This is a genomic window from Pleomorphomonas sp. PLEO (assembly GCF_041320595.1).
Classification (GTDB): domain Bacteria; phylum Pseudomonadota; class Alphaproteobacteria; order Rhizobiales; family Pleomorphomonadaceae; genus Pleomorphomonas.
On sequence record NZ_CP166625.1, the window covers coordinates 484,716 to 503,598 of the forward strand.

Sequence of the window (18,883 nt, forward strand, 5' to 3'; positions counted from 1 at the left end):
AGCCGCCGCTTGCCCCTGTCGGAAAGGAGGACTTGCCGTCAGGCACCCGTGAAGGCGCGCGGAGCGGCGGAAACCAGCGACGGTGTCGAACCCGTCACTTCGTAGACGGCGAGGCCACGGTCGTTGGTGCCAACGGCGTTGAAGCGGAACAGACCGTTGATCGACGATAGGAACCCCTCGGGATTGGTGATGACCGAGAGCTGGAAGCGCTGGGTACCGGCGGTCTTGACGAGGCTGGCGGCCAGTACCACCGCGTCATAGGCGAGCGAGGCCGTAAATGGCGGCTCGTTGCCATAGGTCGAACGGTAGTGGCTGGCGAAAGCCGAGAAGCCGGACACCTCCGGCGAGGGAAACCAGCCGCCGGTGAGCGACGGGTCATTGTAGACGGTGGGATCGTTCCAGACGCCGGTTCCCAGCAACTTGATGCGGGCGAGATCGACGCCGGCCGTCCGCAGCGACCGGGCGATGGTTGGCGCCACGCCAGCACCTTCGGGCAGCAGAATGCAGTCGATCTGGGAGGCAATGGCGACGATCGCCGCGGCCGCCTGCGCCTCTCCGCCAGCGGGAAATCGTTGGACGGCGACGACGCGCATACCATAGCGACCAGCCTCCTGGCGCAACGCCGCCTCGGCGAGGTTGCCGAAAGCGCTCTGCGACATGATGGCAGCGATCGATTTGCGACCAGACTTGGCCGCCTCGGCAACGACGCGGCGCACCTGACCATCGACCAGAAGGCCGAGGATATACACGCCGGCCGCTGCCACGGACGGATCGGAAGAAAAGGCCATCACCGGCACGTTGGCCGCGCGCGCCACAGGGCCGACGCCTCCCACCTCAGCGGCGAAGATCGGGCCGATGATCAGCTCGGCGCCCTCGGAGATTGCCTGGCGTGCCGCCTCCGCGGCTCCCTCCGCGGTGCCGCCGGTGTCCTTTACCAATATGGTGAGGTCATTGCCGGAAAAGTCATTGAGGCCAAGCGTGGCGGCATTCTGCATGGCGACCGCCAGCGCGGCACCATTGCCAGGTGCCGTCTTAGGCAGGAGCAGCGCCACGCGCACCGTGCCGCTACCGAGCACTTCACCCGACACGGCCGGTCCGGTCGGAGGCGGCAGAAGCGTATCGCCACCACTCGGCCGGCTCGTCGGCGAGCAGGCAGCGAGCGCCGCGCCCCCCAACAGAAGCAGCGCGAAACGCCGGCTCAGACCGACCGTCGTTCCCACGCATTGGTCACTCGTCTCCGGGGACACGGCCATATCGGCCGCGTCATTCGCAACCCAGCCATCGTCACGGGTCATCGTCTTACCTTCCGCCGCAAAAGCATCCGCGCCATTTCAATGACAAACGGCCATAGATGCAACTCCTTACGTACCATTTACCGGTGGAGAGGCCAGGAATCGGCCAGGGTGGCTCGATTTTCCCGCCGAAGTGTGGTTTTGGGAGCTAGAAAATATGACTTTGGGGCGCCGGCAAGGAAATTCCATGATCAGACACATCGTCTACTTTTCCGTCCGTTCGGCCGCCGATCGGGAGCGCGTGCTGGGCGGTCTCCGCCTGCTCGAAGCCAATCCACACGCCCTCCTTCTCGAGGTCGGCGAGAACCTGAAGCTCGACAGCCTCGGCAACGAAGTCGATTTTGTGGTCTACGGCGAATTCACCGACGCCGACGCGCTCGACGCCTTCAAGGCGCATCCGAGCTACGAGGCGTCGATTGCCGCGGTGCGGCCGATCCGCGACCTGCGCATCGCCGCCGATTTCGTGGCGAAAGAGAAACGGTAATCATCATGACTGAGGCGGGCGACAAGGCCAGCACAACGGGCTACGCAATTGACGGCACCGTCTTCGCCGGCAAACCGATCGAGCCAGGCCTTTATCCGGTGGCGACACCGATCGGCAATCTTTCGGACATGTCGCTGCGGGCACTCGACGTGCTGGGCGGCGCCGACCTGATCGTTTGCGAGGATAGCCGCGTCACCGCCGTTCTCCTCGACCGCTACGGCATTCGCAAGCCGCTCGCCATTTATCACGAGCATAACGCCGTTCGCGAGCGTCCGCGCCTTCTCGCCATGCTCCGCGGCGGAATGCGTCTCGCGCTGGTCTCCGACGCCGGAACCCCGTTGATCTCCGACCCCGGCTACAAGCTGGTTGAGGAGGCGATTGCCGAGGGTATCCGGGTGATCCCAATCCCTGGCGCCTCGGCCATCCTGTCAGCCCTGGTGGCCGCCGGTCTGCCAACAGACACGTTCCTGTTCCTAGGCTTCCTGCCGCACAAGGCGGGTGCCCGCCGCAATCGGCTCGGTGAATTTCGCTCCGTGCCGGCGACGCTCGTCGTCTACGAATCGCCACATCGGGCGGCCGAGACGCTTACCGATATGGCCGAGGTGCTGGGCGGCGACCGGCCGGCGGCGCTCTGCCGTGAACTGACCAAGCGCTTCGAAGAGGTGCGGCGCGGTACGCTGTCGGAGCTTGCGGCCAGCGCCGAGTCCGATCCACCACGCGGCGAGATCGTGCTGGTGGTCGGTGCGCCGCTGGGCGAGGAGGCAGGTGAAGCGGATATCGAGGCGCTGCTTTCCGCCGCGCTCGAAACCAAGGGCGCCGGCCAGGCCGCCGCCGAGGTGGCGAAGGCCACCGGCCGGCCTCGTAGGGACGTTTACGCTTTGGCTTTGAAGCTGAAGGCAGTCATCGACGCCGGTGGCGATTCGGACGATGCCGACTCGGATACCTGATCCAACCGGAGATTTTCGATGCCACCGATCGATCTCTTAATCACCTTTTTCGTGTCGACGGCGTTGTTTGCCTTCGTTCCCGGACCGGCGATGCTTTATGCCGCCGCACGGACGCTGGCCGGTGGTCGGAGAGCAGGCCTGATGGCTGCCCTCGGTGTGCACGTCGGTGGCTATGCCCACGTACTGGCGGCGACAATGGGCTTGTCGGTGCTGTTTCACGCGGTTCCCCTCCTCTACACGATGGTGAAGCTGGTCGGCGCCGCTTATCTCGTCCTCATGGGATGGCGCCTCGTAGTCGGTCGCGCCGCCGAATCTGAAGGGGACACCAACTTGCGCGAGCCCCGATACGCTTTCATCCAGAGCATCTTCGTTGAGTTGCTCAATCCCAAGACCGCGATTTTCTTCCTCGCCTTCCTGCCGCAGTTCGTCAGCGCCGACGCCGGTACGCCGCTGTGGCTGCAGTTCCTCGTTTTGGGAGCGATCACCAATGTGATGTTCTCGGTCGCCGATGTCGTCGCCGTCGTCGGTGCCAGCGGCATTCTGTCCAGCCTTCGCGCCTCGCCATCGCTCGGTCCATGGCTGCGGCGGGCGGCTGGATCGCTTCTCATCGGCCTCGGCGCGCGTCTTGCGCTCGAGAGGAGCTGATGAACGCCGATCGCCGGGCCGGACACGCCCGTGGCCTGGTGGCGGAAGGCATGGCTGCCTGGATGTTGCGCCTCAAAGGCTACCGCGTGCTGGCGACGCGCTACCGGACACCGATCGGCGAGATCGACATCGTCGCGCGACGGGGAGACGTCCTGGCCTTCGTCGAAGTGAAGGCGCGCCCATCTCTCGAGGCTGGTCTTGAGGCGATCGCCGCCGAAGGCTATCGCCGCATCGAGGCGGCGGCCGATCTTTATCTGTCTCGGCATCCACAGTTCATCAATTTCACGCTGCGCTTCGACCTCGTCGTGGTGCGCCCCCACCGCTGGCCGCACCATATCGAAAACGCTTTTTCGTGAAGTGCTTTCCCGTTGCGCGGCAGCCGGAAGCCGCCCATAAACGGCAGCGTCCCTTCCCGAAGACGAGTTGTTGCCATGAGCCTTTCCGTCGCCGTCCAGATGGACCATATCGCCTCGATCCGCCTCGCTGGCGATTCCACCTTCGCGCTGATGCTGGAGGCGCAGAAGCGGGGGCATAGTCTCTTCCACTACACGCCCGACAAGCTGACGCTGCGTTCGGGTCAGGTCACAGCGCCGATCGAGCCGGTGGTGGTGCGTGACGAGCCTGGCAATCACTTCACGCTGGGTTCGCCGGAAAAGACCGACCTGTCGACGCTCGATGTGGTGCTGCTCCGCCAGGATCCGCCCTTCGATATGGCCTACCTTTCCACGACCTACCTGCTAGAGCGCATCCATCCCTCGACGCTGGTGGTCAACGACCCGGCAGAGGTGCGCGACGCGCCTGAAAAGCTATTGGTGATGAACTATCCCGAGCTGATGCCGGAGACGATCATCACGCGTGATCCGGACGAGATCAGGGCCTTCCGCGCCGAGTTCGGCGATATCGTGCTGAAGCCGCTCTACGGCGCCGGCGGCCAGGGCGTCTACCACGTGAAGCCCGACGACGACAATTTCAGTGCCTTCCTCGAGCTATTCCTGACGCAGTCGCGCGATCCGTTCATCGCCCAACGCTACCTGCCGGCCGTCCGCGCTGGCGACAAGCGCATCATCCTCGTCGACGGCAAGTTCGCTGGTCTGGTCAACCGCGTGCCTGCCGAGGGCGACCTTCGCTCCAACATGGTGCGGGGTGGAGCGGCGGCCACCACCGAGGTGAGCAAGCGCGACCTCGAGATCTGCGAAGCGATCGGGGCGGAACTCAGCGATCGCGGACTGATCTTCGTCGGCATCGATGTCATCGGTGACAAGCTGACCGAGATCAACGTGACGTCGCCGACAGGCATACGAGCGATTCGACGGCTGGGCGGCCCCGATGTGGCGGCTCTGGTGTGGGACGCCATCGAATCACATTTTTAGGGAATCAGAACTTCTCATCCGGATAGACGCCCCAGAGAGACCCCTGGGCGATCCAGCCGGAAAAGCCTTTGCCGTCGAGCCGACACCAGGTGCCGTCGCATTTCTCGACCGGCGCCTGCACCTTCGGCTCGACGTGCGCGGTCACCCGGCTTGCATCGTCGGGACTGGCATGCAGGTCGATCAGCGTCTTGTCGGCGGCCCAGGGTGCAACGATGGCCGTGCGCGTGCCCGACAGGAGCGAATGGAACACCCAACCCTCGCCACCTTCGAAATCACGAATGCGCCGCCAGTTCTCGAATTCCTGGGTGATCTCCACTGGCATGCCGGCGCGCACATAGCGCCATACCACCGCCTGGTCTCGTGATGGTCCCTGGCGGACGTTGACGGAGTCCGATTTCAGGCTGACGAAACGCGGCACTGGCAGGCCAGAGCTGCCGACGGTCATGTTTTGAGCCAGCGAGGGACTCGCAAGCAGCAGCCCCGCGGCCAGAATGATCGCCGCCTTTAGCCTCGCCGCCCCCATCGTTGCCCCACCTTCCATGCCTAAAACACCCGCCGCTGACAAAAGCGGCACTCGCTACAATGGTTGCCGGTCGAAGTTAACGTTGCGTCAACGCCGCCGCGCAAGGAATGATCGCGGATCGGACCTCCGCCGGATTGACGCCCGGAAGCGGCTGGCCGACACTTGCCGCGACAGGCTGTTGCCCGTCGGCAGCCTTGAGGAAGGACGAAAACCAATATGGTCGGCAAAAAGCCTTTGGTGGTGGTGACGCGCAAGCTGCCCGACGTCGTCGAGGCGCGCATGGGCGAGCTGTTCAACGTCCGCCTCAATCCGACCGATCGACCGATGACCCAGGCCGAACTGGTCGAGGCGAGCCGAATCGCCGACGTGCTGGTGCCGACCGTTACCGATCGCGTCGATAGCGGCGTCATCGGGCAGGCCGGCCAGGGCTTGAAGCTGATTGCCAATTTCGGCAATGGCGTCGACAACATCGACGTGATCAAGGCGACAGAGCGCGGCATTGCCGTGACCAACACACCCGGCGTGCTCACCGAGGACACCGCCGACATGACCATGGCGCTGATCCTCGCCGTGCCGCGTCACATGGCCGATGGCATGCGAGCGCTTCAGGCTGGCGAATGGCAGGGCTGGTCGCCCACCGGCATGCTCGGTAACCGTCTGCGGGGCAAGAAGCTCGGTATCGTCGGCATGGGGCGCATCGGTCAGGCCGTCGCTCGCCGCGCCGAAGCCTTCGGCCTGTCGGTCTTCTACCACAACCGCCATCGCCTGCCGCCGGAGATCGAGGACAAGCTCGCAGCCACCTGGTGCGAAAGCCTCGACCAAATGCTGAATCGCATGGACATCGTGACCGTCCATTGCCCGCACACGCCGGCGACCTACCATCTTCTGTCGGCGCGTCGACTGAAGCTGATGCGCTCGGATGCCTATCTCATCAACACCGCTCGTGGCGAGATCGTCGACGAGGCGGCCCTGACGCGCATGCTGATCGCTGGCGAGCTGGCTGGCGCCGGCCTCGACGTCTACGAGCAGGAGCCGGCGATCAGTCCGAAGCTCGTCAAATGCGGTCGTGCGCTGCTGCTGCCCCACATGGGTTCGGCTACCATCGAGAGCCGCATCGAGATGGGGGAAAAGGTGATCGTCAACATCCGCGCCTTCATGGACGAGCATCACCTGCCCGACCGCGTGTTGCCGTCGATGTTGTGAGACTTTTGCCTCAGGTACCGGAAGCCGCTGACGCGGCTTCAACTTCATTGAATTCAGACCGGCAATTTCAGACCATTGTCGCGAGCAAGCTGGGCAAGACTGACGGCCGGGCGTGGACCGATATGGCCGACGCACTCGCTACCAGCAAGGCAACCCAACCGGGTCGCTTCGACGAGTGGCAGGTTGCGGGAACGCGCGTAGAGGAAGCCGGCGGCGAATTGATCGCCGGCACCGGTCATATCCACCAACTCATCCACCTGCGACGCAGGCGCCGACACCAACTCATCGCCGTCGAAGGCCAGCGCGCCGTCGGCACCCAGCGTCACCGCCGCTGCCTTGCAGTCGCGCCGGAGGCAGGCGACCGCGGTATCAAGGTCATGCGTTTCGTAAAGCGCCTTGGCCTCTTCCTTATTGGCGAAGACGAGATCCACGGTGCCAGAACGCATCAGCTCGAGGAATTCGGCGCGAAAACGATCGACACAGAAGCTGTCCGACAAGCTGATGGAGGCAAGACGGCCATGAGCATGCGCAATGGCCGCCGCCTTGCGGAAGGCCTTCTTGGCTTCCGGCGGATCCCACAGGAAGCCCTCGAGATAGGTATAGCGGGCAGCGGCCACTATCTTTTCTTCGATGTCATCGACGGTGAGATGATGACACGCGCCGAGATAGGTGTTCATGGTCCGCTCACTGTCGGGCGTGATCAAAATCATGCAGCGAGCAGTGGGGGCGCCGTCAAAAAGCGGCCGCGTCTCGAAATGCACGCCCTGCGAGCGGATATCGTGGGTGAAAACTTCGCCGAAGGCGTCGGTCGCCACCTTGCCGATATAGGCGGCGCGCCCACCGAAGGAGGCAACGCCGGCCGCCGTGTTGGCCGCCGAGCCGCCGGACGCCTCGACCGCAGGGCCCATCATGTCGTAGATACGCTCGGCCTCCTCAGCGTCGATCAACCGCATCATGCTTTTGGTGACACCAAGCCTCACCAACATGTCTTCTTCAGCGGGAGAGAGAATGTCGACGATGGCATTGCCGATAGTCAGCACATCGAAGTCGAGGCTCATCTGAAAAAGTCTCCTTGGTCCTGCGTCGACGCGGACAGCTCTTCCATTTGGCGTAGACCATTCCCAACTGACCGACAAGCCGCGCCAATACGGCATTTGAAGGAGAAATTCGCAGAATGTTGAATGCCGTCTTGTTCGCCCTGCGCGACATACCTACACCGCCCTTCCGGGCCGTGCTTTTGAAGTCCATTGGCTTAACGCTCGCATTGCTCGCCGTGGTCTGGATCGGTACCTTCGCGGCGGCCGAACACTTTGCAACAGCACTGCCGGAAGACTGGCGGACAGCAGTCGATTGGCTGGTTGGCCTTGTTCTGTTCGTCGGCCTCGGGTTTCTGGTCGCTCCGGTGGCGGCACTGTTCGCCGGTCTTTACGCCGACGAGGTGGCGGAAGTCGTAGAACGGACGCGCTATCCTGCCGACCGGCCGGGCGTATCGCAGCCGCTGATGACCAGCCTCATCTTGGCGTTACGGTTTACCGCCTTGGTGGTGCTGGTCAACATCGCGATGCTGCCGCTGCTCTTCCTGCCAGGCCTCAACGTACCCGTCTTCCTGGTCGTTAATGCCTATCTGCTGGGAAGAGAATATTTCGAACAGGTCGCGATGCGCTTTCGCTCGCCGGAGGCAGCGCGCGCGCTCCGAGGCGTCCATTCCGGCAAGGTTATGCTGGGCGGCCTTTCAATAGCGCTGCTGCTTGCCATACCCATCGTTAATATCCTGACGCCCCTCTACGCCACGGCGCTCATGGTGCACATCGTGAAGCTTGCCGAGCGACAGGAACGGGTTTGATCATCCCGTCATCAGGTTGGCGGTGTGCCGTTGTCGGCCAGCACTTCACCGGCGAGATAAAGCGAGCCGCAGATCAGGATGCGCGGGGCTGGTCCCGACCACGTTTCGCGGAGATGGGAAAGGGCGGCGGTAACCCCGCTGGTCGCCATGGCTGTAACGCCAGCCCCGCGCGCCTCGGCGGCAAGCGCCTGGGGGTCGCGCGCCGAGTCCGATCCACGGATAGGCACCGTATAAACGCGGCGAGCAAGGCCGGCGAAAGCCTCGAAGAAGCCAGCCGGATCCTTGGTCACGAGCATGCCGGCAACGAGCACCAGCGGCCGGGCAACGCGCTCCTCGAGATCTGCCATTGCCGAAGCGATCACCTCGCCGGCGCCGGGATTGTGTCCACCGTCGAGCCAGATCTCCGAGCCTTCCGGGGCGGCGTCGACAATGGCGCCGGTGGTCAGTCGTTGCAGTCGCGCCGGCCACTCCACGCGTTCCATGCCGCGCTCGAAGGCATCATGCCCCACTCGAAAGCCGGCCGCCCGCACAGCGGCAATGGCCGCACCGGCGTTGGCGATCTGGTGACGGCCGGGAAGGCGCGGCCGCGGCAAATCGAGCAGACCGTCGACATCCTGGAACACCAGGCGACCGTGCTCTTCGAAGGCCGTCCACTCCTGACCGCCGATCATCATCGAACCGGCGCGAACTTCCGAGGCCACACGTTCGATCACGGCGACGACACCGTCCGGATTGGGCGACAACACCACCGGCGCGCCGGCTTTGATGATGCCGGCCTTCTCGAAGGCGATCTTCTCGACTGTGTCTCCGAGATGGGCCTGATGATCCAGCGAAATCGAGGTGATGATCGAGACTGCCGGATGATCGACGACGTTGGTGGAATCGAACCGGCCACCAAGGCCAACCTCCAGCAACAAAGCGTCGGCCGGCCGCTCGGCGAACAGAAGAAAACCAGCTGCGGTGAGCAACTCGAACAAAGTAATTGCCTCGTCGCCGTTGGCTTTCTCTGTGCGGGAAAGCGCATCAGCCAGGGCATCGTCACCGACGAAGCTCGAGGCGCCGGAACTATCGGCGAGGCGGAAACGCTCGTTGTAGCGAACGAGATGCGGCGATGTGTCGGCGTGCACCCGTAGCCCGTCGGCTTCCAGGATCGCCCGAAGAAAGGCCACAGTCGATCCCTTACCGTTGGTGCCGGCGACGTGGAAGACGGGCGGCAGACGGCGTTCGGGGTTGCCGAGCGCGTCGAGCAGGCGGCGGATACGGCCGAGCGAAAGATCAAAGCCCTTCGGCCAACGCGCGCCAAGGCGGTCGATGATGTCGAGCGGCGTTTCCATGGCAGACGTCCGGCTGCGGGCAAGGCGCCCAAATGGAACGCGCCGCCGTAATGGCGGCGCGGGGGATCGTGATATCGACGTCGTCGCCCGTCAGGCCGAAATGAGCGCCGTACCCTTGGAATGGGTGAGCAGGCGGACGAAGCGGCCGATAGTGGCGCGCATCTGATGGCGGTGTACCACAAGGTCGACCATGCCATGCTCGTGAAGATATTCGGCGCGCTGGAAGCCCTCCGGCAGCTTCTCACGAATGGTCTGCTCGATGACGCGCGGGCCGGCAAAACCGATCAGCGCGCCCGGCTCGGCGATGTGAACGTCGCCCAACATGGCATAGGAGGCCGTGACACCGCCAAGCGTCGGATTGGTGAGCACGACGATATAGGGCAGGCCCGCCTCCCGCAGCATCTCGACGGCCACCGTGGTGCGCGGCATCTGCATTAGCGACAGGATACCCTCCTGCATGCGGGCGCCGCCGGAAGCGGTGAACATGACGAAGGCAGCCGAACGGGCCACGGCCTCCTCGACACCACGGATGATCGCCTCACCGGCCGCGGTCCCGAGCGAGCCGCCCATGAAGTCGAAATCCTGCACGGCGGCAACCACGGCGTTACCCTCGACCCGACCAGCTCCGACCAATATGGCATCATCGTTACCGGTCTTGGCGCGCGAATCGCGCAAGCGATCGACGTAGCGCTTCTCATCGCGGAACTTGAGAGGATCCTGCGTCACGCTCGGCGTCGGAATCGCCTCGTACTCGCCGCCATCGAACAGCTGCACGAAGCGTTCCTTCGGCGGCATGCGCATGTGATAGCCGGAGTTGGGGATCACCCACTGATTGGCTTCGAGGTCGCGATGGAAAACCATCTCGCCGGTCTCCGGGCACTTTACCCAAAGATTCTCGGGCACGTCGCGCTTGGCGGACCAGAGGGAGCGGATTTTCGGGCGGACGACGTTGTTGATCCAGTTCACGGGGAGTTTCGACCTTTGCTCGCGGAACGCCGGTCGGCCATGCCGTTTCCGGCGCGGAACCGGCCGCAGCCAAGCTTGAGGGCACCGCCGGTCCTTCGTCGGGCTCTCATAGCACAGCCTTCCCGAGGACCAAAGCCCTTCCAGTTTTCCGCCATGATCGCTAACAGGTCCTCGGCTTTGGCTTCCTCGCCGCGGCTTCTGCTTTCCGTTTCCCTTTCTGACTGGCAAGACATCGCTTTTCGATGATCGTCGATCGGGTTAGCCTTGGACCGCATAGGAGACACGCCATGACGATGCCCATCATCGAACGTCGCCGCATTGAGGCGGAGATCGTCGGTCACCTCTTTCGCGAACTCACGACCCGCTTCGGCACAGGCCCGGCGCGCGAGGCCATCGATGCCGCCATCCGAAAGGCGGCGATCGCCCACGGCGAAAAATGCCGCGCTGAGCTTGGCCACATGCCGGATTTCACCGACTTCGAGGCCATCCTGCCCGCCTGGACGGCGGAAGATGCTCTGACGATCGAGGTGAGAGAGGTCGGACCTGACCGGTTCTCCTACGATGTCACCCGCTGCCGCTATGCCGAAACCTACAAGGAAATGGGGCTGGCCGAGATCGGCGCGCTGCTCTCGTGCAATCGCGATGCCGCCTTCTGCGAGGGTTACAATCCGGCCATGCGTCTTGATCGCACCGAGACGATCATGGAGGGCGGCCATCGCTGCGACTTCCGCTATCGCCTCGAAAAGGCGGGGGGACCGGCCCCCGTCACTGGAAAAGGTGAATCGGAGTGATTTGCATCAAGGCGTTTACCTCGAAAACGACCGTTTGGTGAAATTGCCACCATCCGCCGCTGCTGGTCTTGCATCTGCCGGCCAAATCGGTTGATGAAAGAGCTGTCAGAAACGAAAGTTACAAAAATGTCTGGTCACAAAGGCCCTTGCCGGCCTTTGCCGGCATTGTTTTTTGGCTTTGGATCGCCCGACCGATGTCACACGGGCGGCGCGGAAAGAGTTCGATGAAAGTCGGGGTTCGCGATATCGCCAGGGAAGCGGGCGTTGCCGTCAGCACCGTGTCGCATGTCCTCAATGGAACCGCCTCGATCAGCCGCGAGGTGCGCGACCGCGTGCTGGCCGTCGCCCGCGAGCTTGGCTATCTCGACCAACGGCGGGCCAAGGCGACCATCGCGACCATGGAGCGCGTGGTGGTGGCCTTCGACAGTGGGTTCATGATGTCGGGGGATGCTGCCTTCCGCAACCGAGCTCTTTACCAAGGCTTTGAGAAGGAATGCGAGCGCCGGTCGCTGAAGATCGCCACATCCGTTTCCGACGGTAATGGCATCGACGTTCATGACATTGAAAAGATCGCCAGAGCCGAAAAGGCCAGTGGTGTCGTCGTGATGAGCAGCAGTGGTAGGCTCGACCTCAGCGAACTCGTCAAGACCGGTCTGTCGCTGGTCATTATGAATGGTGAGGAACAATTGCGCCGAGCCGACGCCGTGGTGCCAGCCAATGCTTTTGCTGCCAGCATGGCGGTGCGGCATCTCGTCGCGGCGGGACATAACCGCATGCTGGTGCTGGGCACGGCCGGCCGCGACCATCTGACAATCCGGCGCGCCGGATTCGTCGAAACGATCGATATTCTGGGCCTCACCGCGGCGGAGGCAATTATCGCAGGTGAAGATGGAGTTGAGGCAGGCGAGGCGGCGGTTGCGTCGCGACTCCGTGAATCTATTGGCCTCGATGGTGCGACGGCTATTTTCTGCCTCTCCGACCCGTTGGCCGAGGGCGCGTTAAAGGCGCTATTGGCAGCCGGCCTCAAGGTACCGGACGACGTGTCGGTGATCGGCTGCGACGGCATCCGGGAGATGCGGCCCACCGATCTGGCAACGATCAATGTCGGCTATGAACACCTCGCCAAGTCGGCCCTGGCGATTATGGAATCGCGGCTGATGATTCCAAAGCCGGTGCGGTCCTGCATCCTGGTGGAGTTTGGCGCCGAATTGATCACCGGCGCCACCGTCGGGCCGCCGCCTGGCCAGCTTCTGTCAGATCGGGGTGGCGGCGCGGCGCGGACGCGCGGCAGAAGATATCGTCGTGGCAGCATCGGCGGGGGAGGGCCGCATGCGCGTCTCGTTTCTGATCGATTCCACTGATTTCCGGCGCTGGCAAGCTAAGGCTATCGCCGACGTTCTGACTGCCTCGGGTGCCAGTGGCGCGATTGCCATGGTGGCCGGCCCCCCGCCGGCTGGCCTTCTCGATCTTTGCCTTGCCTTCGAGGCCCTCGCCTTCCGGCGACCGCGCAGTGGACCGCTTGACCGGTTGTCGCTCTCCGCACTCAACCTGCCAATCGGCACCGCGGATGCTGATATCGTCATAGATCTGGCGGCCTCGGCGGAGACCACCGGCGACCGACTGCTGATTACCGTGGGTGGATTCGGCGTTGCCGCCGGCGCCGCGAACGCCATCATGGCCGGTGAGGAACCGTTCATTGATCTGATCGCCGTCGTGAATGGTGAACAACGCCTGGCCGGCCGTTGGCACGTCGCTGTCGAGGACCGGCGGCAGCTCGGCTCAGGCATGACGATCGCCGCCGGTCGAGCCATCGAGATGTTGACGTTGGCCGCCGGTCGGCTGGCAGCTGGCGCCACGCTCGGTAGCCTGACGTTGCCGCGCGTCGAAGCCGAGCCATCGCCGCACCGACGTGGTCAGCCGGCACTCTTCGCCGCGGCTGCCTTCGCGCGCTCTCTTGCCGCCCGCCTTGAGCGTCTCGTGCGCACGCCACCCAACTGGGCGGTGGCTTGGAGAACCGATGAAACGGGCGACGGCGCGCTACCGGCAATTGCCGGTCGCCGTTGGCGACGGCTAAGCGACGATGGAGGACGCTTTTACGCCGACCCTTTCGTGGTGCGCTACGGCGGCCGAACCGTTCTTTTCGTAGAAGAATTTCCCTTTGCCACCGAAAAGGGCCTCATCTCGGCGGTCGAGCTTGGAGCCAATGGCCCTGTAGGTACGCCTCGGCCGGTGATCGAGACGGACTGCCATCTGTCCTATCCTTTCGTCTTCGAAGAAGACGGGGCTCTTTACATGATTCCGGAGAGTTCCGGCCGCCGCAAGGTCGAACTGTGGCGCGCCGTCAATTTCCCTGACCATTGGGAAAGGGCGGCGGTACTGATCGACGACATCGATCTCGGCGATGCCACGCTTTTCCGAGCAGATGGCCGCTGTTATCTTTTTGGCACTGTGCGTCCGCACTGGGGCTCAAGCTGGGACGGCCTGGCCATATTTGCTGCCGAGCACCTGACCGGGCAGTGGGCCCCCCTGTTCTCCGGGCCGGCCAAAGTGGACGTCTCCTCGGCAAGACCGGCCGGCCGGATGTTCTCATTGGGAACCAGCGTCGTTCGTCCCTTCCAGGATAGCGTCGGCGGCTATGGTGCCGGCCTCGGCTTTGCCCGCGTCGACCGGCTCGACGCCGGCGGCTATGCCGAAACGAAGCTGATGGCGCTGCGGCCAGCGCCACCCCTCTCAGGTCTTCACACCTATAATCGGGGTGGCGGGTTCGAGGTAATCGACGTCATATCCGACGGCGATGCGGCCATCGTCACGCCGTAAAATCAGCCGCCAGCCATCACCAGCGGTGGTGGCGTGGACCGCAATCCATGACCTGCACGCGCTGATAGCGGACGACACGACCCCAGGGATCGACAATCGGTCTATCGACCCAACGCGGCCGGCACATCGGCGGGGGTGGTCCCCAGCCACGTCCCGGAGGTCCCCATGCAGGCGCGCCCCAGGCCGGTCCGGGGGGCGGGGGCGGCGGGCCCCAACCCCAGCGCGGGGGCGGAGGCGGCATGCGCGGACCGTCGTTATAGCCAAAGTAGAAGCCGTCGGCTGCCGCGTTCGATGCGCTACCGGCCAGGCCGGCTGCGGCGATCAGTGCCACCGCGAGAGAGGCGGCAAGGGTAGTGAGAAGACGCCTGTGAAGCATGACGCGGCCCTCCTTGGAGCGCGAACCCGCCGATTTTTCCGCCGTCGGGCTATCATGAGGACCTTTCTACACTCAGTCCCTTGAACCGACCCTGAGGTCGGCGTTCATCGGCCATTCAGCTTTTCGGCCGACAGTTCGAGCCGAAAGCATGGACCGATGACAGAAGCCGCTCCTCTCATCATCATGGCGCCCGACCTCGCCGCCGCCGTCACTGAGTGGCGGCGCGGACTGGCCGACCTTCGACGTCTCAGTCCACGGACCGACGAGGCGTACGGCCGTGACGTGGATGACTTCGTCCGCTTTCTGACCGGCCACCTCGGCGCGCCACCAACCATTGCCGACCTCAGCCGGCTTTCGCCAGCCGACTATCGCGCCTTTCTCGCTCGCAGGCGACGCGATGGCCTCGCGGCGCCAAGCCTTGCTCGCAGCCTCTCAGGCATCCGCTCGCTGATTCGCTTCCTTGAAAAGCGAGGGGAGACGACCAGCGCCGCTGTCGCCGCCGTCGGGGCGCCGAAGGCACCACGCCGCCTGCCAAGGCCGCTTGGCATCGCCGATGCCCTATCGGTCGTAGCCGACGCCGGCACTCTCGCTGAGGAGCCCTGGGTCGCTGCCCGAGACAGCGCGGTGCTGGCTCTGCTCTATGGCGCCGGTCTGCGCATTTCCGAGGCTCTGGCGCTGACTGCCGCCGAGGCGCCATCCGAGGCAGGCGGAGCCCTGCGTGTTACCGGCAAGGGCGGCAAGACGCGTCTTGTGCCAGTGTTGCCGGCGGTCGGGCGCGCAGTCGCCGCCTATGTTCGGCTGGCGCCTTTCCGCCTTGCGCCGGACGAGCCCCTGTTCCGTGGTGTAAAGGGCGGACCGCTGTCGCCCCGCATCATCCAGCTTGCCCTTCAGCGGCTACGTGGCGCACTTGGTCTCCCCGAGACGGCGACGCCGCACGCGCTTCGACATTCCTTCGCTACACATCTTCTGGGCTCCGGCGGCGACCTCCGCACCATTCAGGAGCTCCTTGGCCATGCCAATCTGTCGACGACCCAGGTTTATACATCTGTCGATGCTGAACGGCTGGTGGCCGCCTGGAAGGGGGCGCATCCGCGCGCCTGAGACCGTGATCGTTTCGTCAGCTGGCTTTCCTCGCTCTGCCGAATGGCTTAAGGCTTGCCGCCTCACCAATCTGCCGGGAGCCCTCCGGGCCGCTGCCTCTTGAAAACCTCTTCCGCTCCCTCAGCCAGTCCGCTCTGGATCGGCTATGGATTTGCTGCCCTAGGCGCCGTGCTCTTTGCCGCCAAAGGTATCCTTATCAAGCTCGCCTTCGCCGAGGGCGTGGATACGGTGACGCTGCTCGCTCTCCGGATGGGCCTTTCCGTGCCCATCTACGTCGCCGTCGGCTTCATCGCCTATACCCGAAAGCGCCAAATAGCGGTTCCAATGCCTGCCTATATCAAGGCGCTGCTGATCGGGATGATCGGCTATTGGTTCTCGTCCTATGCGGACTTCAAGGGCCTCGAAACCCTGACACCGCAATTCGAACGCCTGATTCTTTTCACGTATCCGCTGTTCGTATTGCTGCTCGGCGCGGTCTTGTTCCGCGTGCCGTTGCGCTGGAAGCCGATCACAGCCTTCGGCATCGCCTATCTTGGTCTCGCCGTCGTTTTTCTTGCCGATTTTGAGACAAGCGGTGGCGATATCGTCGTCGGCACCCTCTGGGTGCTGGCCGCTGCCGTCTCCTTTGCGCTCTACCAACTGCTCGCTGGCGGCAGCATCGCCATCCTGGGGGCGCCGCTTTTCACCTCCGTCGCGATGACTGGCGCGGCGGCGGTGGTGCTTTTGATGTTTCTGGCGACCCACCCGCTGTCGGCGCTCTTGGTGTCCGGGCGAGCCTTTGCGCTCGCGGTGACGCTGGCCATCGGCGCGACGGTGCTGCCGAGCTTCCTGATGAGCGCGGCGCTGTCGCGCATTTCGGCCGCCGCCAACTCCACAATTGGCACGCTATCGCCAGTGGTGACGCTGTTTCTCGCCGTACTGATCCTCGGCGAACCGTTGCGCAGCGTCGACCTCCTCGGTACGGCGCTGGTGGTTGGCGGCGTCGGTCTGTTCACGGTGGTCGACCGGCGCCGTCGCTGATCCTTCAGGCGTGGATCGCCCGCTTGTCGACGGCCAGCGCCGCTTCTTTCATCGCTTCCGACAATGTCGGATGGGCGTGGCAGGTCCGAGCGAGATCTTCGGCCGAACCGGAGAACTCCATCAGCACCGCCGCCTCGGCGATCGCCTCGCCAGCGCCCGGCCCAATGATATGGACACCGAGAACCCGATCGGTATCGGCATGTGCCAGTATCTTGACGAAGCCATCGGTCTTCAGAATCGACTTGGCGCGGCCATTGGCAAGGAAGCTGAACTTGCCGACCTTGTAGGGTACCCCGGCGGCCTTCAGGTCTTCCTCAGTCCGGCCGATGGCGGCGACTTCCGGAGAGGTGTAGACCACCGCCGGAATGACATCGTAATTGACGTGCCCCGCCTTGCCGGCCAAGAGCTCGGCGACCGCGATGCCTTCGTCCTCAGCCTTATGGGCAAGCATCGGCCCGGCAATCACGTCGCCGATAGCGTAGATGCCCGGCACGTTCGTGGCGTAATGGCCATCGATCTCGACGCGCCCCTTTGCGTCCAGCTTCACGCCGATCTCAGTGAGACCAAGACCTTCGGTAAAGGGTTTGCGGCCAACTGCGACCAGCACCACGTCGGCGGTAACCGTTTCGGTCTCGCCGCCGGCTGCTGGCTCAAAGCTCACCGTGCCGCCGTCGACACCGGTCACCTTACGCCCGAGTTTGAAAGCGAAGCCCTGACGCTCAAGCAGCCTCTGAAAAGCCTTGGCAACCTCACCATCGATCCCCGGAAGGATGCGGTCGAGATATTCGATGACCGTGACGCGAGCCCCCAGACGCTGCCACACCGAGCCGAGCTCCAGGCCAATGACGCCGGCACCGATCACCACCAGATGCTCGGGTACCTTTTCGAGCGACAGCGCACCGGTCGAGGATACCACGGTCTTCTCATCGACGGTGATGCCGGGCAGGCCTGCCACATCAGAGCCGGTGGCAATCAGAATGCTCCTCGTCTCGATGACCGTCGTCTCGCCGCCTTCGGCGGTAACCTCCACCTTGCCGGTCGCGACGATGCGGCCGGTGCCGCGATGGACGGTGATCTTATTCTTCTTGAACAGGAAATCGATGCCCTGGACATTGCCCCGCACGGTGGCGTCCTTGTGGCCCATCATCGCCGGAAGATCGAGTTCGGGTGCCCCGACCTTCACACCGAGCTTGGCGAACACGTGGCCGGCCTCATGAAACATCTCGGAGGCGTACAAGAGCGCCTTGGAGGGAATGCAGCCAACGTTGAGGCAGGTGCCGCCGTGGCTCGCCCGTTTCTCAACCACGGCGACGTTCATGCCGAGTTGGGCGGCGCGAATGGCTGCCACATAGCCGCCGGGACCGGTACCGATGACAACGAGATCGAAGGACATGGAAGCACTCCTTTGAGGCTGCGGCGGCCTGTATTCAGTTACGCGCCATCAATCACTCGGCCCGCGACAGGGCCAGACGGACGCCAAAAGCGATAAAGACGGCACCGGTCACGCGGTTGATCCAAAGGCCGGCGCGCGCAAAGGCGCTCCTCACCTTGGGCATGGTCAAGAAACAGGAAACGGCAGAGAACCAGAGAATCAGGCAGGTGGCCATCACCAGCCCATAGGCCCCCTTCACCAACGCCGGTGTTTCGTGGCTGACCAGCGCCGAGAACAGGGACAGGAAAAACAATATCGGCTTGGGATTGAGGGCATTGGTCACGAAGCCCAGCCCAAAGGCACGGGCGTCGCTCATCGGCGCGATCACCTCGTTGGTGCCGGCCTCGGGCAATGTCGGGGCCGGTGCCCTGAGTGCCATCACCCCCATGTAGGTCAGATAGGCGGCGCCTGCCCACTTGACCACGGAGAACAGCAGCAGGGACTGCGAAACGATCAGCCCCAACCCCAGGATCGTATAGGTCAGGTGAAACAACAGAGACGTACCGACACCGAAGGCGGTCAGAATGCCGGCTCGCCTCCCGTGCATGAGGCTTTGCCGCATCACCATGGCAGTGTCTGCTCCGGGCGCCACGATGGCAAAGGAGAAGACCGCCATGAGGCTGGCAAGTTCCCCGAGATAAGGAGACATCGGCTTCCTTTCGATGACCGCGAACGCACTCTTCGGAAGGCCACGATAGTGGTGGCTGACAGACCGCCTCCCTCCGCCTGGGAGGGAGGG

19 protein-coding genes are annotated in these 18,883 nt (G+C 63.9%); 12 read left to right on the top strand and 7 right to left on the bottom strand.

Annotated features, from left to right (window positions below; genetic code table 11):
• Positions 1–38: 38 nt before the first annotated feature.
• Complete coding sequence (locus AB6N07_RS02020) at positions 39–1,295, bottom strand: penicillin-binding protein activator (protein ID WP_370676158.1); 1,257 nt, start codon at positions 1,293–1,295, stop codon at positions 39–41.
• A gap of 184 nt (positions 1,296–1,479) precedes the next feature.
• On the opposite strand from AB6N07_RS02020, the gene AB6N07_RS02025 reads away from it, so the two are divergent.
• The 5 genes from AB6N07_RS02025 to gshB all read left to right on the top strand — a co-directional run bounded on the left by AB6N07_RS02025 (position 1,480) and on the right by gshB (position 4,738).
• Positions 1,480–1,776: a Dabb family protein gene (locus tag AB6N07_RS02025; RefSeq protein WP_370676159.1), complete on the top strand. Its 297-nt coding sequence runs from the start codon at positions 1,480–1,482 to the stop codon at positions 1,774–1,776.
• A gap of 5 nt (positions 1,777–1,781) precedes the next feature.
• Positions 1,782–2,723: a 16S rRNA (cytidine(1402)-2'-O)-methyltransferase gene (gene rsmI / locus AB6N07_RS02030; RefSeq protein WP_370676160.1), complete on the top strand. Its 942-nt coding sequence runs from the start codon at positions 1,782–1,784 to the stop codon at positions 2,721–2,723.
• Positions 2,724–2,741: 18 nt separating this feature from the next.
• Complete coding sequence (locus tag AB6N07_RS02035; RefSeq protein ID WP_370676161.1) at positions 2,742–3,368, top strand: LysE family translocator; 627 nt, start codon at positions 2,742–2,744, stop codon at positions 3,366–3,368.
• Positions 3,368–3,724 carry a YraN family protein gene (locus AB6N07_RS02040; RefSeq protein WP_370676162.1) on the top strand — a complete coding sequence of 119 codons (357 nt, stop codon included), beginning with the start codon at positions 3,368–3,370 and terminating at the stop codon, positions 3,722–3,724. The genes AB6N07_RS02035 and AB6N07_RS02040 overlap by 1 nt, the downstream gene beginning before the upstream one ends.
• Positions 3,725–3,799: 75 nt before the next feature.
• Positions 3,800–4,738: a glutathione synthase gene (gene gshB / locus AB6N07_RS02045; protein WP_370676163.1), complete on the top strand. Its 939-nt coding sequence runs from the start codon at positions 3,800–3,802 to the stop codon at positions 4,736–4,738.
• A gap of 4 nt (positions 4,739–4,742) precedes the next feature.
• On the opposite strand, the gene AB6N07_RS02050 is transcribed toward gshB, so the two are convergent.
• On the bottom strand, positions 4,743–5,279 hold the full coding sequence (locus tag AB6N07_RS02050; protein WP_370676164.1) for an SH3 domain-containing protein: 537 nt from the start codon (positions 5,277–5,279) through the stop codon (positions 4,743–4,745).
• Between the two features lie 198 nt (positions 5,280–5,477).
• On the opposite strand from AB6N07_RS02050, the gene AB6N07_RS02055 reads away from it, so the two are divergent.
• Positions 5,478–6,464 (top strand): 2-hydroxyacid dehydrogenase, encoded by a 987-nt coding sequence (locus AB6N07_RS02055; RefSeq protein WP_370676165.1) that lies wholly within the window; start codon positions 5,478–5,480, stop codon positions 6,462–6,464.
• 53 nt (positions 6,465–6,517) lie between these two features.
• Here AB6N07_RS02055 and AB6N07_RS02060 read toward each other — a convergent pair whose 3' ends face one another.
• Positions 6,518–7,522 (bottom strand): adenosine kinase, encoded by a 1,005-nt coding sequence (locus tag AB6N07_RS02060; RefSeq protein WP_370676166.1) that lies wholly within the window; start codon positions 7,520–7,522, stop codon positions 6,518–6,520.
• A gap of 116 nt (positions 7,523–7,638) precedes the next feature.
• Between AB6N07_RS02060 and AB6N07_RS02065 the strand changes: the two genes are divergently transcribed.
• Positions 7,639–8,307: a sulfate transporter family protein gene (locus AB6N07_RS02065; protein ID WP_370676167.1), complete on the top strand. Its 669-nt coding sequence runs from the start codon at positions 7,639–7,641 to the stop codon at positions 8,305–8,307.
• Positions 8,308–8,318: 11 nt separating this feature from the next.
• Here AB6N07_RS02065 and AB6N07_RS02070 read toward each other — a convergent pair whose 3' ends face one another.
• Both AB6N07_RS02070 and accD read right to left on the bottom strand, forming a co-directional pair.
• On the bottom strand, positions 8,319–9,641 hold the full coding sequence (locus tag AB6N07_RS02070; protein ID WP_370676168.1) for a folylpolyglutamate synthase/dihydrofolate synthase family protein: 1,323 nt from the start codon (positions 9,639–9,641) through the stop codon (positions 8,319–8,321).
• A gap of 90 nt (positions 9,642–9,731) precedes the next feature.
• Complete coding sequence (gene accD / locus AB6N07_RS02075; RefSeq protein ID WP_370676169.1) at positions 9,732–10,607, bottom strand: acetyl-CoA carboxylase, carboxyltransferase subunit beta; 876 nt, start codon at positions 10,605–10,607, stop codon at positions 9,732–9,734.
• A gap of 287 nt (positions 10,608–10,894) precedes the next feature.
• On the opposite strand from accD, the gene AB6N07_RS02080 reads away from it, so the two are divergent.
• The 5 genes from AB6N07_RS02080 (at position 10,895) to AB6N07_RS02100 (ending at position 16,712) form a co-directional block, all read left to right on the top strand.
• Entirely contained in the window at positions 10,895–11,398 is a 504-nt protein-coding gene (locus AB6N07_RS02080; protein ID WP_370676170.1) for an L-2-amino-thiazoline-4-carboxylic acid hydrolase, read from the top strand.
• A gap of 224 nt (positions 11,399–11,622) precedes the next feature.
• Positions 11,623–12,759, top strand: a complete 1,137-nt coding sequence (locus AB6N07_RS02085; RefSeq protein ID WP_370676171.1) for a LacI family DNA-binding transcriptional regulator — start codon at positions 11,623–11,625, stop codon at positions 12,757–12,759.
• Entirely contained in the window at positions 12,728–14,215 is a 1,488-nt protein-coding gene (locus tag AB6N07_RS02090) for a hypothetical protein (protein WP_370676172.1), read from the top strand. Before AB6N07_RS02085 ends, AB6N07_RS02090 begins: the two co-directional genes overlap by 32 nt.
• A 532-nt stretch (positions 14,216–14,747) precedes the next feature.
• A complete protein-coding gene (locus tag AB6N07_RS02095) occupies positions 14,748–15,692 on the top strand; it encodes a tyrosine recombinase XerC (RefSeq protein ID WP_370676173.1) in 945 nt (314 codons plus the stop codon).
• Positions 15,693–15,791: 99 nt separating this feature from the next.
• The gene (locus AB6N07_RS02100; protein ID WP_370676174.1) at positions 15,792–16,712 is read left to right on the top strand and encodes a DMT family transporter; all 921 of its coding nucleotides are present in this window, start codon (positions 15,792–15,794) and stop codon (positions 16,710–16,712) included.
• A gap of 4 nt (positions 16,713–16,716) precedes the next feature.
• Here AB6N07_RS02100 and lpdA read toward each other — a convergent pair whose 3' ends face one another.
• Together lpdA and AB6N07_RS02110 are read right to left on the bottom strand one after the other, a co-directional pair.
• Entirely contained in the window at positions 16,717–18,105 is a 1,389-nt protein-coding gene (gene lpdA, locus AB6N07_RS02105) for a dihydrolipoyl dehydrogenase (RefSeq protein WP_370676175.1), read from the bottom strand.
• A gap of 52 nt (positions 18,106–18,157) precedes the next feature.
• Positions 18,158–18,793, bottom strand: coding sequence for a LysE family translocator (locus AB6N07_RS02110; RefSeq protein WP_370676176.1), 636 nt, complete (start codon positions 18,791–18,793; stop codon positions 18,158–18,160).
• Between the last annotated feature and the right edge of the window lie 90 nt (positions 18,794–18,883).

Bases quoted from the DNA above. Each gene is read 5' to 3' on its own strand.
- AB6N07_RS02020 (WP_370676158.1), bottom strand. From the start codon at position 1,295: ATGACCCGTGACGATGGCTGGGTTGCGAATGACGCGGCCGATATGGCC.
- AB6N07_RS02025 (WP_370676159.1), top strand. From the start codon at position 1,480: ATGATCAGACACATCGTCTACTTTTCCGTCCGTTCGGCCGCCGATCGG.
- rsmI (WP_370676160.1), top strand. From the start codon at position 1,782: ATGACTGAGGCGGGCGACAAGGCCAGCACAACGGGCTACGCAATTGAC.
- AB6N07_RS02035 (WP_370676161.1), top strand. From the start codon at position 2,742: ATGCCACCGATCGATCTCTTAATCACCTTTTTCGTGTCGACGGCGTTG.
- AB6N07_RS02040 (WP_370676162.1), top strand. From the start codon at position 3,368: ATGAACGCCGATCGCCGGGCCGGACACGCCCGTGGCCTGGTGGCGGAA.
- gshB (WP_370676163.1), top strand. From the start codon at position 3,800: ATGAGCCTTTCCGTCGCCGTCCAGATGGACCATATCGCCTCGATCCGC.
- AB6N07_RS02050 (WP_370676164.1), bottom strand. From the start codon at position 5,279: ATGGAAGGTGGGGCAACGATGGGGGCGGCGAGGCTAAAGGCGGCGATC.
- AB6N07_RS02055 (WP_370676165.1), top strand. From the start codon at position 5,478: ATGGTCGGCAAAAAGCCTTTGGTGGTGGTGACGCGCAAGCTGCCCGAC.
- AB6N07_RS02060 (WP_370676166.1), bottom strand. From the start codon at position 7,522: ATGAGCCTCGACTTCGATGTGCTGACTATCGGCAATGCCATCGTCGAC.
- AB6N07_RS02065 (WP_370676167.1), top strand. From the start codon at position 7,639: ATGTTGAATGCCGTCTTGTTCGCCCTGCGCGACATACCTACACCGCCC.
- AB6N07_RS02070 (WP_370676168.1), bottom strand. From the start codon at position 9,641: ATGGAAACGCCGCTCGACATCATCGACCGCCTTGGCGCGCGTTGGCCG.
- AB6N07_RS02080 (WP_370676170.1), top strand. From the start codon at position 10,895: ATGACGATGCCCATCATCGAACGTCGCCGCATTGAGGCGGAGATCGTC.
- AB6N07_RS02085 (WP_370676171.1), top strand. From the start codon at position 11,623: ATGAAAGTCGGGGTTCGCGATATCGCCAGGGAAGCGGGCGTTGCCGTC.
- AB6N07_RS02090 (WP_370676172.1), top strand. From the start codon at position 12,728: ATGCGCGTCTCGTTTCTGATCGATTCCACTGATTTCCGGCGCTGGCAA.
- AB6N07_RS02095 (WP_370676173.1), top strand. From the start codon at position 14,748: ATGACAGAAGCCGCTCCTCTCATCATCATGGCGCCCGACCTCGCCGCC.
- lpdA (WP_370676175.1), bottom strand. From the start codon at position 18,105: ATGTCCTTCGATCTCGTTGTCATCGGTACCGGTCCCGGCGGCTATGTG.
- AB6N07_RS02110 (WP_370676176.1), bottom strand. From the start codon at position 18,793: ATGTCTCCTTATCTCGGGGAACTTGCCAGCCTCATGGCGGTCTTCTCC.